This is a genomic window from Pseudoalteromonas rubra (genome assembly GCF_005886805.2).
In the GTDB taxonomy this organism is placed as follows: Bacteria; Pseudomonadota; Gammaproteobacteria; order Enterobacterales; family Alteromonadaceae; genus Pseudoalteromonas; species Pseudoalteromonas rubra_D.
Genome location: NZ_CP045429.1, coordinates 306,100 through 320,356 on the forward strand (window position 1 = coordinate 306,100; position 14,257 = coordinate 320,356).

A 14,257-nucleotide genomic window follows, 5' to 3' on the forward strand; every position below is an offset into this window, starting at 1 on the left:
TGCAATACTAACATATTCTTTTTAATAGTCTTGTATCGACAGGGATTTATTCATTATATTCTCAGGACGGGAAAAGTTGTGTTCAAGCCAATCCTGAAATGCCGCTTCAGGCATTGGCTGACCGATCAGGTAGCCCTGTCCAATGTTACACTTGAATTCTACCAGGCGGTTTAGCTGCTCGTGATCTTCTATGCCTTCTGCAATCACTTTGAGCCCCAGGCCATGCGCCATGGTAATGATATTTTTGACCAGATATGCTGATTCGTTGCCTGCATGCATGTCGGCGATGAAGCTCTGGTCAATTTTTAATACGTCAAATGGGTATTGGCGCAGATAGTTCAACGAAGAGTAGCCGGTACCAAAGTCATCCATTGAGATTAAGACCCCCATTTTTTGCAGGGTGTTAAGGGTGGCCTTAATAGTACTGTCACCGCTTAATAGCAAGCCTTCTGTGATCTCCAGTTCAAGAGTACCGGGTTGTAAAGCACAATGTGCTATCAGGTGTTTCACATGGCTGAGCAGTTCCGGATCGTTAAACTGGCGGGGTGATAAGTTGACCGCCAAACGCAATGACGTATTAAACTGCGTATGGATCTGTTGCAACGTACTGGCTGCTGAGTTTAAAACAAACTTACCCAATTCAATAATAAAGCCTGTTTGCTCAGCCAATGGAATAAACTCAGCGGGTGAGATTGGTCCCATGGTTTCACTGTGCCAGCGTAACAATGCCTCTGCGCCGACGACTTTACGTGCCTGGAGGTCAAGTTGAGGCTGATAGTAGACTTCAAACTCCCCTCGCTCTAGCGCACCTTGCATGCTTTCTTCAAGCATCAATCGCCGCTGTAGCGTATTACTCATGCTTTCAGTGAACAAGCAATAGGTATTGCGACCTTGTTGCTTTGCGTTATACATGGCTGAGTCGGCTTTACGCAGCAGATCATTAGGGGTGTCGGCATCTTGAGGGAAAATCGCGATCCCCAGACTCAGCGAAATATTAAAAGCGCGACCGTCAATGTCGAATGGGGCATGAAAGAGTTTAACCAGCTTGGTTGCAATAGGATGGATATCAGCACTGGTTTTCAGATCCCCCAGCAAAATGATGAACTCATCGCCCCCTAAGCGAGCCACAGTGTCTTTTTCTCGCAGTGCCGATTTGAGTCGCTGCGCTGAGTGGATCAGGACTTTATCACCGACTTCATGCCCCATCGAGTCATTGACTTTTTTAAAGTCGTCCAGGTCAATAAAGCCAACACCAACCAGTGACTTGTCTCGTCTGGCATCATGGATCAGTTGCTGGAGACGATCGAGCACCAAAAAGCGATTGGGCAAGTCTGTCAATGTGTCGTAAAAGGCATGGTGAAGAATGATCTCTTCCTGGCGCTTTTTATCTGTGATATTGCGTACGGCAATGACCAGTGAATCCGAACCGGGCAGGGCACTGAGACGTGCTTCAAAGTGACGGTTGCCATCGTCAAAGGGCAAGGTGTACTCGAGCTGTGTTAGTTGTCCTGGCTGTTCTATGCTTTGGATCGCACGCGCAAAGTGGCGGGAGGTCCGTGCGGGTAAAAACTCTTCAATTTTATGCCCCAGAAATTGGGCTTCTGGTACGTACAGGTCGTCGGTTTGCCCACTATGGTACTCTAAAATAGTGCCTTGCTTATCGATGATAAAAAACAAGTCAGGAAGAGCCGAGAAAATACCTTCCAGTATTGCTGTTTTGCGCCTGGCTTCAGCCTCAGCCTGAAGTGTTTGCTGCCATCCGGTTTGCAGGCTGTGTGCCATTCGATTGAGGTTGTCAGCAAGGTGTTTAAATTCTCCAGCGCCTCGTGTTTCGAGTGCTTCACTGAAATCGAAGCTACTCAGTCGCTCACTGAGCGCAACCAGTTGAGAGACCGGGCGATGGATAAACAGCCGGGTGAAATACAGCACAAGTGCGGTTAACAGTGATGCGATAGCGAGGATAGACAGCGTTTTCATCCGCGTGTATTCCAGTAGTTGTTGTGCCTGAGTGGCAATGGAATATTCAGCATAGATGAGGGCAGGCAGTGGCGTGCTCGCCGTCACGGCGCTTTGTTGCTCATAGGTGCTGTAGGCCTGAAACAGATGTTTGTGTTTAGTGTATTCCACCATTAAATAAGGCGGACTGAGGCGTTGGCTGAGCGCTTCTGGCTTGATCTGTAAGGGGGTATCGCTGAAATGCTGACCCTCATAATTCTCTGTACTGCTATATAGTACAATGCCTTGCGCATCGACCAGGGCAAGTTGCGCGTAGTGCTGACCTTGTTTATAAGCAATCAGGGTGTTACGGATTTCATTTAGTTCATTGTGGGAGAGGTGCTGCTGGATGGTCAGGTTGAGTGATGAAAGGTCCCGTTTTAATGTCGCGTCGGTAATCGCCAGTAAGCTTTCTTGCTGGGTGTCGTGATGCACTTGTACCAAAGCGACTGCCAGTAGGGCGGCAAATAAAAAAGCACTGAGTGTAAGCCATAGCTTGAGGTCAATGGAGTACAGTTTGGTCACTCGGCTATCTCTCTTCTGTGTTATCACATGGCCCTGTGACTGAGTAGTCGATTTTGGGCTGTCCTTTGTTCAATCTGGACCTCGCGTAAAAAGCCATCTAAATATAAGTGTAGTTGAAAAGTACTGATTACTCGGTGTTATTTCAGATTAAAGAGAAAAAAGAGAGTCGCTCGGCCAGATGAAAGAAAATCATCACCAAATCATGCAATGTGTTTGGCCCGATTGATGTTTTTTAGCTAGGGTGAGAAAGACACTAATAGAGGTTAATACAAGGAGCGGCTATGACCAGCCAAGATACAAAGACATTGAGTAAAAGTGCTCAGCGGGTTCAGGATGCGATAACGTCTGCGGGGTGTGAATTTACCGTACTGGAATTGCCCGGCAGTACGCGCACGGCGGAGGAGTCGGCACACACCATAGGGTGTGAACTGGGGCAAATCGTAAAATCACTGATTTTTAAAGGCAAAGAAAGCGGTAAGCCAGTGTTGTTGTTGGTTAGTGGCAGCAACCGGGTAAAAGAAAAGGTTGTGGCAAAACATCTGGGAGAAAAGCTGGTAAAAGCCGATGCTGAATTTACCCGTGAGGTAACCGGGTTTGCCATTGGCGGTATTCCGCCCATCGGGCACCTTACCCTCCCTGTTACTTATATTGACCAGGACCTGCTGCAATACGAGACGATATGGGCTGCGGCTGGCACGCCACACGCTGTGTTTTCGTTGCCAGCGGCTAAACTGGAACCACTGACTCAGGGCACGGTGATTGCTGTAAAAGCCTGATAATGATGGGGCGTTATCCGGTAAAGAGTTGTAGTGTGATCTGCACTTCGTCTGACTCAAACTCGGCGACGCCCTCATAGCCTTCGATATTGTAATTAAAGCTGAAAAAGCGCCTTAGCCACAGGTCATCCTGGTTCTCTTTTAATACATCAATAGAAATATCCATCAGGCTTTCCGCGACATTCATCCCAACAGCAAACAAAGGGTTTGCTGCCGCAGCTGCTACAGTGCGAGTGAGCTCGCCAAATGCCGTAGTTTTTCTGACTTTTGCCATGAGCTTAGCTGTACTGCGGATGTCACTGTCATCTTCCAATACGGCAATATGCGCATCCAGAAAACGGGGGATCTGACCGGCCCGGTTACGATAAATTGTGTAACCAGCAGGGCCAAAGCTGATGGTGCCGCCTTCACTGACTGGCATCACATTGAGTTCCATATTAAATGCATGATCCGCGACCCCGTCGCTTACTGCACTGAACACTTTGATCTCAAACTTGCGCTCACTGAGTAACTTGTCCACCAGGCCCAGCGATTTAACGTGAATAGACATGATACGCAGTTCGACATCGGTAAACATTTGATTAGGCATGATTAAAGTCCTTTGATATGCAATGGTATTAGCATACTTGGAACCAGATTGGGGCGCTATGGTTTTTGCTTGTAAGGTAAATTATTTGAGAATAATAAAAATCACATTGAGAGGTGGAAGTTTACTACAGAAGTATAATTGCGGAGGAAAAATGGTGGCCCCACCTGGACTTGAACCAGGGACCTACCGATTATGAGTCGGGTGCTCTAACCAACTGAGCTATAGGGCCATTTTCAAATTGTAGTGCTCAATAAATTCATCCATGAAGCAAGATCCTGTCGGCGTCCTGCCTCCACCTCAACAAGCTGCGAAGCGGTGCTTCGGTCTTGTTTCGCCCAACTGAGCTATAGGGCCATTTTTTTAGATTGTAGTGCTCACTAAATTGAGCATACTCTTTAGCAGAGACCTAAAAAGCGCTGGCAGTATAAAAATTTTTAACAGGCTTGTCACTAGCAAAAGAGGAAAAAGTCGCACATATCTGATTCAATTGCTTAATAAAAAGCCAAACCAATGCGCTAAGCCTGTTTCTTTATTCGGTTCGTGCGCTTTACATCTGTGAGTTAGATCCAGACATCGTTTTGTGCGGTGAGTGAGCTGTCGGCATCTCCGGTGTTGACGACTCCTTTGGGTTCGACAATCAATACCTGACACTCTTGCTCGGCATAGGGTTTGTGCTCTACGCCCTTGGGCACAACCAGCATGTTACCTTCTTTCAGATGCTCTGTGCGCTCCCGAAAGGCTATGTGCATCTCACCGGATAGCACAATGAACACTTCGTCGGTATCGGGATGATCGTGCCAGACAAATTCGCCCTGAAGTTTCACCAGTTTGAACTGATAGTCGTTCATTTCAGCAATGACTTTAGGGCTCCAGTGCTCTGAAAATAGCGCCAGCTTTTCGGCAAAATTGATCGTAGCGTGTGACATAGTATTTCCTTATGGTGACGGGCGTGAGAAGCAAGCCTTATCCGGGTGGATAAGGCTCAGAGATTAGTTGAGTCGTGAAACCACAAAGTAGGGGTTCAGATAAGACTCTTTTTGATTGTATAGCAGTGGGCTGCCGTCCAGCTGGGTAACGGTTGCACCGGCGATTTTCGCGACTGCGTGTCCTGCACCGGTATCCCACTCACTGGTTGGGCCTAAACGGGGGTAGACATCAGCAGCACTTTCAGCGACCAGACACAGTTTTAATGAACTGCCTTTTGGCACCATGTTCACATCGTCAAACTGTGTGAGATACTCAGCTAAATCAGGTGATGGGTGAGAGCGTGAGCCAACCACCTGGATGGTGCCCTGGTTGGCTATACGGGTGACTTTCAGCTCAATGCGTGCTTCGTCACACTCTTTAAAAGCACCGATGCTGTTGGCAGCGAAGTAACTCACGTTCAGTGCCGGTGCATGGACCACGCCCATGACGGGTTCGCCATTTTCAATTAAGGCGATGTTGACCGTGAACTCACCGTTTTTCTTAATAAACTCCTTAGTGCCGTCGATGGGGTCGACCAGCCAGTAACGTTGCCAGGTCTGGCGTTCCTGCCAGCTGATCTCTGCGCTTTCCTCACTGAGGATCGGTAAATCCGGGGTAAGGGCTTTCAGACCCGCTGTGATCACGTCATTAGCGGCTAAGTCGGCGTCGGTCACCGGGCTTTTGTCGTCTTTGTACTCTACGTTAAAGTCTTTGGCATAGATGGTGAGGATCTTGTCTCCGGCGCGTCGTGCCAGATTCACTATCTCCTCGAGTAAGTCGGTGTCGTTCATGGTTTTTCCTTGGTACTACAGATGGATTATCTCGCGCTGTTGTAGATACGCTACCAGCTGTTGCACCGATTGGTCCAGACTATTTTCACCGGTATTAATGCGGATCTCCGGGTTTTTTGGTGGCTCATAGTCAGAGTCTATGCCAGTAAAGTGTTTGATCTCACCGGCACGGGCTTTTTTATATAACCCTTTTGGATCGCGTTGTTCACACACCTCCAGCGGTGTATCCAGATACACTTCAATAAACTCGGCCTCTTCAACCAGCTCTCGAACCATGTCACGCTCAGCCTGGAAGGGCGAGATAAAGGCGGTGAGTACGATCAGGCCGGCATCGACCATGAGTTTACTCAATTCACCCACACGACGAATGTTTTCGACTCTATCCTCGTCGCTGAATCCGAGGTCTTTACACAGACCATGACGCACATTGTCACCATCGAGTAAATAAGTGTGTGCGCCAAGTTGCTGCAGGGCACTCTCTAGTGCATTGGCGACGGTGCTTTTGCCCGACCCAGAATAGCCAGTAAACCATAAAATAACAGGACGGTGGCCTTTTTGTTCGCTGCGATGTGTTTTATTTACGGCATAGTTATGCCAGACAATATTCGTATCCATAATTCCTATCCACTAAAACGGGAAAACCAAGGGGATCAGCGTCAGCACAGTGATCGAGTAAATAATTGAGAGCGGCAGGCCGACGGTCACATAGTCTTTGATCCGGTAATTACCTGCACTGTATACCATCAGATTAGTCTGATAGCCAAAAGGGGAAATAAAACTGGCCGATGCGCCAAAGGCGACTGCCATCACAAATGGCAGTGGGTTCACACCAAAACCAATCGCCAGTGCGTATGCCACAGGAAATGACAGCGCGGCGGCCGCATTGTTGGTGATCAATTCGGTGAACACCACCGTCATCACAAAAATGGCGATAAAGGCACCATACGGACCAAAGTCGCCCAGTACATAAAACAGCGCATCGGAAATTTGCCCGGCTAACCCTGTGTCTATCATCAGCTTAGCTAAGCCAATGGCACTGCCGACAATGGCAAGCAATTCAATGGGAAAGCGGCGCTTCATCTCGCTGACTTTGATGGAGCCAAACAGCACCAGTCCGAGTAATAAAACCATCAGGCCTTTGACTAAAGGCACAACATCGAAGATACCCAGACCGAGCACGGCAACAAAGGCAGCCATCACTTTATTCGATTGTGGCTGCGTTAAATGGGTTTGCAGGTCCAGGCCAGAGATATAAACAAATTCGCGTTTTAGGTCGGGTAGCTGATAAAAATCTCCGCCAGGGGCTAGGATCAAAGAATCTCCTGCCTGCAGTTTGACCTGACCCAGGCCACCAGGCAGGCGGTCGTGACCACGGCGAATGGCAATCACCGCGGCATGAAACTGTTCGCGAAAGCGGATCTCTTTGAGTGTTTTGCCTAAAAACTTAGACGACTGACTGATCACGACTTCCACCAAGTGTTCGGCGTCTTTTTCGTGTTTGTCATGTACCACCTGCAAGCCGTCGAAGCGGCGCAATAAAGGCACAGATTTGATGTCGCCGACAAACAGCAGAACATCGCCCTGCTGTATTTCCTGTTGTGGTGTGACCGCACAAATACGACGCTCGCCGCGGATGATCTCAGCGAGGAACAAGTCACGCAGGTCACGCAGGCCGTTTTCTTCGACTGTCCGGCCAATCAGTTTCGAGCCTGCGGTTACTTTCCCTTCCAGATAAAAAGGCACAACCTCTTCTTCTTTGCGGCCGTGATCGGGCAAAAACTTCAGTAATAGAATAATGGTAACCAGGCCCACACCCAGCGCGCCAATACCGACCAGCGTAAAGTCAAAAAAGCCCAACGGCGCCATACCGGCCTCAATGGCGAAACCATTAACGATTAAATTGGTTGACGTGCCGATCAGGGTCAGCGTCCCCCCCAGGATAGCGGTATAGGACAATGGCAATAATAGCTTAGACGGTGAATGGGTTTTACTGTCTTTGATAGTACTGATCAAAGACGCCACCACGGCGGTGTTATTGGTAAAAGACGATAAAAAAGCCGTGGATAATCCCAGTTTCATTACCGAGCGTGCCAGCGAGCCGTTGGCCAGTGAGCGCGCCAGGTATTGTACCAGGGTGGTTTTTTCGATGGCGATAGATACCAAAACCAGTAAAACCAGGGTGATCAGCGATGGATTCGCATAATTGACCAGCATGGTTTCCAGATCGATGAGCCCAGCCAGGTAAGCGCTGCTGATGGCGCCAACAAATAACCAGGCCGGGTTGAGCCGCGTGCCAAAAAGACACGCGACCAGCACGAGCATGATGCCTGTTAAGATGATCTGCTCTAGCAGCATAGATAACTCCCGTTAACAGGCATACAGCCGTTACTTCAGCTTGCTTAAATCAAGCGCTTGCCAGTGTGGGAAGTGCTTGCGAACCAAGGCATTCAGCTCCAGCTCAAATTCGCTGAATTGCTGATTTTCACTAACTTGCTCATCCAGAATGGCATCGATCATGCCTGCGCCTACGGTCAGGTTGCTCAGACGGTCAATCAGGATAAAGGCACCTGTTTCGTGGTTATCACGATACACATCGGCAGCGATGGTTTCCGTCAGCTCAAGTGTAACGATTGCAATTTCGTTCAGTTGTAGACTGTCAGCCTTGCCATGCTCCAGAGTATTGACGTCAATGGTGTGATCAATCTGCTTCACGATGGCAGCCGTACTCTTCGCGCCCAGCTTGAAGTTGTACGTTTTGCCTAGCACCAGAGGCGCCTCGTGCATCCATACCAGCTTGGCCTGGATCAGGTTGGTTGCCTTAGTCGATGAGTCTGCCGGGACAATTACATCACCACGACTGACATCCACTTCGTCATTCAAAGTGATGGTCAGTGCCTGGCCGGTTTCAGCTTGCTCGAGGTTACCGTCGAACGTCACCAATTCTTTGATGGTGCTGGTTTTACCCGAAGGTAAAATCTTAATCGCCTGACCAACAGTTAGCGCGCCAGAGGTCAACGTGCCCTGAAAACCACGGAAGTCCAGATTAGGGCGTACTACATACTGCACCGGGAAGCGGGCTTCAAATGCACTGTTTGGTTCAGCAGCCGGAGAGTCTTCCAGTAGCGCCATCAGTGGCTGATCTGTGTAGTAAGGCGTGTGCTCAGAGCGAGTCACAACATTGTCACCTTTAAGAGCCGAAATAGGCACAAACTTGATGTCATTGACGTCCAATTGCTCAGCAAACTTCAGGTAATCGGCTTTGATTTTCTCGAACACGGCTTCATCAAAGTCAACGATGTCCATTTTGTTGATGGCCACAACAAATTGCTTGATACCCAGTGAGTCACAGATAAAGCTGTGGCGTTTGGTCTGGATCTGTACACCATAGCGGGCATCCACCAGAATAATCGCCAGATCACTGGTTGAAGCACCCGTCACCATGTTACGGGTATACTGTTCGTGTCCCGGTGTATCGGCGATGATGAACTTGCGCTTCGCAGTGGAGAAATAGCGATACGCCACATCAATGGTGATCCCTTGTTCTCGTTCTGCCTGCAAACCATCAACCAGCAACGCCAGATCCAGCTCTTCACCAGCGTTACCTACTTTTTCGTTGTCTTTGTGCAGCGCCGCCAACTGATCTTCATAGATTTGGTGGCTGTCGTGCAGCAAGCGACCGATCAGGGTGGATTTACCATCGTCTACACTGCCGCAGGTCATCATGCGTAACAGGCTTTTGTCCTGTTGGCGTGATAAGTAGGTTTCAATCCCCAGTTCTTTTACTTCATTTGCGGTAGACATTAGAAATACCCCTCACGTTTTTTCTTCTCCATTGACCCGGATGAGTCATGGTCAATAACCCGGCCTTCACGCTCGGAAGAGGTCGATAACAACATTTCTTCGATGATCCCGGTCAGGGTGTTTGCTTCTGACTCAACTGCACCGGTCAGCGGGTAGCAGCCCAGTGTACGGAAGCGTACCGACTTCATTTCAGGCACTTCACCTTCCGCCAGCGGCATACGCTCGTCGTCGACCATGATTAACGTGCCATCACGCTCAACCACGGGGCGTTTCTCTGCCAGATACAACGGCACGATCTCAATGTTTTCCTGGTAGATGTATTGCCAGATATCCAGCTCAGTCCAGTTTGACAGCGGGAATACACGGATACTTTCGCCCGGGTTCACCTGACCGTTGTAGGTATTCCATAGCTCAGGGCGCTGATTTTTAGGGTCCCAGCGATGGTGTTTATCGCGGAAAGAATAGACACGCTCTTTCGCGCGCGATTTTTCCTCATCACGACGCGCACCACCAAATGCGGCATCGAAGCCGTACTTGTTTAATGCCTGTTTAAGGCCCTGGGTTTTCATGATGTCGGTGTGCTTGGCTGAGCCGTGCGTGAATGGACCAACGCCCATCTCTAACCCTTCCGGGTTTTTATGCACAATCAGGTCAAAGTTGTATTCTTTGGCCAGACGATCTCGAAACTCAATCATCTCGCGGAATTTCCAGTCCGTATCTACATGCAGCAGAGGGAAAGGGATCTTTGCCGGGAAAAACGCTTTACGTGCTAAGTGAAGGAGTACCGATGAGTCTTTACCGATGGAGTAAAGCATCACTGGGTTTTCAAACTCAGCAGCGACTTCGCGAATAATCTTTATACTTTCAGCCTCAAGTTGCTGAAGGTGAGTTAAAGCCATTGTCGTCGTCCTACTTAAATACTAAAAATAAAGTGGTTCATGCGTCAGGCGATCTTAGCGAGCGGCTGAGCGTAACTTGCAATTTGTTCTGTTTTACCAAACCAGGCCAGTTCCTGATGCAATGCAGCGACCTCGCCAATGATCAGCAATGCCGGTGACTGGATATTATTGGCTTCGATTTGTGCTGCCAGCTGGCCAAGCTCAGTGGTCACAACACGCTGCGACTTGCGGGTGCCATTTTCGACGATGGCTACCGGCGTGTGTTCGCTGCGGCCATGGGCCAGTAGTTGGGCCTGAATATGCGGAGACTTAATGACCCCCATATAAATGGCCAGAGTTTGATTCGGTTTGGCCAGCGACTGCCAGTCCAGCTCCTGGCCTTCTTTTTTACAGTGTCCAGTGACAAACTGAATCGCCTGAGCGTGGTCACGGTGTGTAAGCGGAATACCCGCATAGGCACTGCATCCAGCAGCAGCTGTGATGCCCGGGACGATTTGATAGCGGATGTTAGCCGCAGCCAGTACCTGAACTTCTTCGCCACCCCGGCCATAAATGAACGGGTCACCGCCTTTGATACGGCATACCTTTTTACCTTGCTGGGCCAGCTTAACCAACATCTGATTGGTGTCTTCTTGTTTAACACTGTGGTGTCCGGCACGTTTACCGACACAGATGAGGTCGGCATCGCGTCTGACCAGTTCCATAATTTCATCGGACACTAGGTAGTCATACACCACAACATCAGCTTGTTGCATCAATTGCAGTGCTTTGAGCGTCAATAGCTCCGGATCGCCCGGGCCTGCGCCTACGACATAGACTTCGCCTTGTGGCTCTGCGGTGTCGTTCAGCATATCATGCAGCTGTTGTTGTGCACCTTGTGTGTCTCCGCTTTGTACTTTACTGACAACATGTGAGTCGAATACTCGCTCCCAGAATTGACGGCGATCAGCAAAATGCTTAAAACGGCCTTTGACCTTGTCTCTGAATCCGCCAACCAGTTCAGCCAGTGGGCCGATATGCTGAGGGATTAGGGTTTCGAGTTTTTCCCTTAAACGGCGCGCCAAGACAGGTGCTGTGCCGGCACTGGAAATCGCAATTGTAATTGGGTTGCGGTCGACGATAGACGGGAAAATAAAGCTGCACTTGGGCTGGTCATCCACCACATTGACGAAAATATTGCGCGCATCCGCTGCATCGCGCACCTGCGCGTTGACGTCATCGTTGTCGGTGGCAGCAATAACCAGCGCCATGCTGTCAACGGCGTCGGCGCTAAAGTAGGCTGTTTTCAGTTGCAGTTCGCCTTCTTCAGACAACTGCATGAGTTCGTCACAGAATTCAGGGGCCAATACGGTTACATCGGCGCGAGCTTTGAGCAGTGCGCGGATCTTTCTCAGAGCAACTTCACCGCCGCCGACGACCAGCACGGGTTTGTTGTCCAATTTGGTAAAGATAGGTAAGTACTGCACGCTGTTGCCCCTTAAACATCGTAAAACTTGATATAAGCCAACTCTGGCTTTTTCTAGAGTGGCAGAATATCCCGCGTACTGGCAGGGAAAAAATAACTTAAACCCAGTTTTTATAACTAAAAGTTATATAAAACGGAGGGAAAAGGCTTACCTCATATATATCAAGGGGTTTAGCGTGATAGCACACACCTATTCACAGTTATAGCTATTGGTTATGAGTTATAATTTCCACAATTTAGCGTGTGCCGGGCGTATTGACACCCCTGTGAAGCGCTATGTTTGCTGTTTTCTGACCAGGTGACAGGGGCTGCTTAGTAACATTTGACCGATGTACCGTCATAAAGGGTGCGGACAAATGTCCTGTGGTCCGATAGGGCAAGCAGCTAACGTTGAGGTCCGACTCATATGATGCAGCTTGTCCACAGAGCAGGGTGCAGTTAAAAGGAAACCAATATGAAAATGCAAGCCGTCGCACGCGAGGTGCTTGGATTAATGGATCTGACGTCGTTAAATGAGCAAGATAACGAGGCCAGCATCATTGCGTTGTTAGACAGCATTCGTCCTGAATTAGGGCTACCCGCAGCCGTATGTGTGTATCCCCAGTTTGTCGCGCTGTGTAAACAGGAACTAAACCGCCGAGGCTGGACTGAGGTAAAGGTCGCGACTGTGACCAACTTTCCCTGTGGTAAGCATTCATTGCAACAGGTGCTGACACAAACGAGAGAGGCGTTGCAGGCCGGAGCCGATGAGATTGATCTGGTGATGCCTTATCAGCAGTTACAGGCGGGCGATCCGGATACGCCATGGCAATATGTGCGCTCCAGCAAACAGTTGTGTGGTACTCAGGCTAAGTTGAAAGTGATCATTGAATCTGGTGCACTCGAAAATACGCAACAAATCGCGCAGGCCAGCGATGTCGCGATTCTGGCTGGTGCCGACTTTATTAAAACCAGTACTGGTAAGGTGCCGGTGAACGCCACACTGGAAGCAACTAGAGTCATGCTGGAGCGGATCCATGTATCGGGTAAGACGGTGGGCTTCAAAGCCGCCGGAGGAGTTAAAAGCGTCGAGCAAGCAAGTGATTACTTACAGCTTGCAAAAGAGATAATGGGTGATGACTGGCTGACCACCGAGCATTTTCGCTTTGGTGCGTCGAGCTTGTTGCAAGATGTCCATCGGGAGCTGGACAGTGCAGACTAGCGGAAAGTAGTGTGAAGCATGATCAGGCAGTAATACGTGATAGTGAGCGGGAAAAACTGCAGCTGGAACATGGCGCTGCCAAATTGTTCATGCGCAGTTATGAGCGACTGACTCACACGCCGATGCGTCACATCTGGCATAACCAACCGGCCAAACCTGATGTCAGCTGTTACCTGGCGCAGTCGCGCTTAGATATTGAAGTAGCGCATCTCTATGCTAGTGAAACAGAGGCCATGGCCGTGCTTGGCCGCCCTTTGTCGCTGACCATGCAGCGCGAACTGGCGTTGATGGCACAGGCTCCGAGTACACAGCGGTTGCATACGGGTCTTGCTCGCTTACTCAAGCAAAAGGCGGGCAAGCGTTACCACTCTCAGCGCGTCTGGCTGTTGATCCGCAATGCCAGTCCGATGTGGCACCGGGCTGATTTTGAAAATGAGCTAGCGCATCTGGTGGTACCAGATTGTCATCCTTTTGAACAGATATGGCTGTTGTGCGACTTCTTTTATGGTGATCCTCTGCGCTTGTATTAACTAAGAAACTTCCACTGAGTGAGGTTCAGTATGAGTTTCACCTAGCTGAAATTGGCACAAATACCGCTTTGCGCATCTTTTACTCTTGTTTTCAGTTTGTTCGTCAGTATAATGGGCATCCACTTTGCAGGGGCGTAGTTCCAATTGGTAGAACAGCGGTCTCCAAAACCGATGGTTGCGGGTTCGAGTCCTGCCGCCCCTGCCACTCTTATAATCAGTCCAAATCTAAAATAATGGGTCTTATCACCACCGCTTATTTGTAAATTTGGATTGAAATGGATTAACCCTGCTCTCATGTAGGGTTGTTGTGTCTGTATTTAAGGTAAAAATAAATTATGAGCACTAATGTTGAAAACCCGTCTAGCTCGATGGACACGGTAAAGTGGATGTTGGCAGTCGTTTTACTGGCTGGCGCAGTTGTTGGTAATTATATGTATGCTGATATCTCAGTATTGACTCGCGCAATTGGCGTTGTGGTCGCTGTCGGTGCAGCATTGGGTATTGCAGCAACAACCGAAAAAGGGCGTACCTTTATCGCTTTTGCCAAAGAGTCTAGAATTGAGGTTCGCAAGGTAGTTTGGCCAACGCGTCAGGAAACAACACACACGACCTTTATCGTAATGGCTGCAACAGTAGTAATGGCACTGATCCTGTGGGGATTGGATGGCATTCTGTTTCGTGCAGTTGGCTATTTAACCGGTTTGGCCTCGTAACAGGTT

13 protein-coding genes and 2 tRNA genes are annotated in these 14,257 nt (G+C 49.2%); 5 read left to right on the top strand and 10 right to left on the bottom strand.

Features of this window, described 5'->3' with window-relative positions:
• Nucleotides 1-21 precede the first annotated feature (21 nt).
• Entirely contained in the window at nucleotides 22-2,520 is a 2,499-nt protein-coding gene (locus CWC22_RS01340; protein WP_125563155.1) for a putative bifunctional diguanylate cyclase/phosphodiesterase, read from the bottom strand.
• Nucleotides 2,521-2,801: 281 nt separating this feature from the next.
• Here CWC22_RS01340 and CWC22_RS01345 point away from each other — a divergent pair, with 281 nt between their 5' ends.
• Nucleotides 2,802-3,296 (top strand): YbaK/EbsC family protein, encoded by a 495-nt coding sequence (locus CWC22_RS01345; RefSeq protein ID WP_125563157.1) that lies wholly within the window; start codon nucleotides 2,802-2,804, stop codon nucleotides 3,294-3,296.
• Nucleotides 3,297-3,309: 13 nt separating this feature from the next.
• Here CWC22_RS01345 and CWC22_RS01350 read toward each other — a convergent pair whose 3' ends face one another.
• The 9 genes from CWC22_RS01350 to cysG form a co-directional block, all read right to left on the bottom strand.
• Complete coding sequence (locus CWC22_RS01350; protein ID WP_049865212.1) at nucleotides 3,310-3,885, bottom strand: hypothetical protein; 576 nt, start codon at nucleotides 3,883-3,885, stop codon at nucleotides 3,310-3,312.
• A gap of 152 nt (nucleotides 3,886-4,037) precedes the next feature.
• Nucleotides 4,038-4,114 (bottom strand) — tRNA-Ile (locus CWC22_RS01355).
• A 331-nt stretch (nucleotides 4,115-4,445) separates the two neighbouring features.
• Nucleotides 4,446-4,811 (bottom strand): cupin domain-containing protein, encoded by a 366-nt coding sequence (locus tag CWC22_RS01360; RefSeq protein WP_125563163.1) that lies wholly within the window; start codon nucleotides 4,809-4,811, stop codon nucleotides 4,446-4,448.
• Between the two features lie 63 nt (nucleotides 4,812-4,874).
• The gene (cysQ, locus tag CWC22_RS01365) at nucleotides 4,875-5,642 is read right to left on the bottom strand and encodes a 3'(2'),5'-bisphosphate nucleotidase CysQ (RefSeq protein ID WP_138539484.1); all 768 of its coding nucleotides are present in this window, start codon (nucleotides 5,640-5,642) and stop codon (nucleotides 4,875-4,877) included.
• 15 nt (nucleotides 5,643-5,657) lie between these two features.
• Entirely contained in the window at nucleotides 5,658-6,257 is a 600-nt protein-coding gene (cysC, locus tag CWC22_RS01370) for an adenylyl-sulfate kinase (protein ID WP_138539485.1), read from the bottom strand.
• Between the two features lie 12 nt (nucleotides 6,258-6,269).
• On the bottom strand, nucleotides 6,270-7,994 hold the full coding sequence (locus CWC22_RS01375; protein WP_081694378.1) for an SLC13 family permease: 1,725 nt from the start codon (nucleotides 7,992-7,994) through the stop codon (nucleotides 6,270-6,272).
• A 33-nt stretch (nucleotides 7,995-8,027) separates the two neighbouring features.
• Entirely contained in the window at nucleotides 8,028-9,443 is a 1,416-nt protein-coding gene (gene cysN / locus CWC22_RS01380) for a sulfate adenylyltransferase subunit CysN (RefSeq protein WP_125563169.1), read from the bottom strand.
• Complete coding sequence (gene cysD, locus CWC22_RS01385; protein ID WP_010387327.1) at nucleotides 9,443-10,342, bottom strand: sulfate adenylyltransferase subunit CysD; 900 nt, start codon at nucleotides 10,340-10,342, stop codon at nucleotides 9,443-9,445. Before cysD ends, cysN begins: the two co-directional genes overlap by 1 nt.
• Before the next feature lie 44 nt (nucleotides 10,343-10,386).
• Nucleotides 10,387-11,808: a siroheme synthase CysG gene (cysG, locus tag CWC22_RS01390; protein ID WP_138539486.1), complete on the bottom strand. Its 1,422-nt coding sequence runs from the start codon at nucleotides 11,806-11,808 to the stop codon at nucleotides 10,387-10,389.
• Nucleotides 11,809-12,261: 453 nt separating this feature from the next.
• Between cysG and deoC the strand changes: the two genes are divergently transcribed.
• From deoC to secE, 4 genes are all read left to right on the top strand, one after another.
• A complete protein-coding gene (deoC, locus tag CWC22_RS01395) occupies nucleotides 12,262-13,008 on the top strand; it encodes a deoxyribose-phosphate aldolase (RefSeq protein ID WP_138539487.1) in 747 nt (248 codons plus the stop codon).
• Between the two features lie 89 nt (nucleotides 13,009-13,097).
• On the top strand, nucleotides 13,098-13,538 hold the full coding sequence (locus CWC22_RS01400) for a hypothetical protein (protein WP_125563188.1): 441 nt from the start codon (nucleotides 13,098-13,100) through the stop codon (nucleotides 13,536-13,538).
• 128 nt (nucleotides 13,539-13,666) lie between these two features.
• Nucleotides 13,667-13,743: transfer RNA gene (locus tag CWC22_RS01405), tRNA-Trp, on the top strand.
• A 130-nt stretch (nucleotides 13,744-13,873) separates the two neighbouring features.
• A complete protein-coding gene (gene secE, locus CWC22_RS01410; RefSeq protein WP_010387322.1) occupies nucleotides 13,874-14,251 on the top strand; it encodes a preprotein translocase subunit SecE in 378 nt (125 codons plus the stop codon).
• Nucleotides 14,252-14,257: the final 6 nt, after the last annotated feature.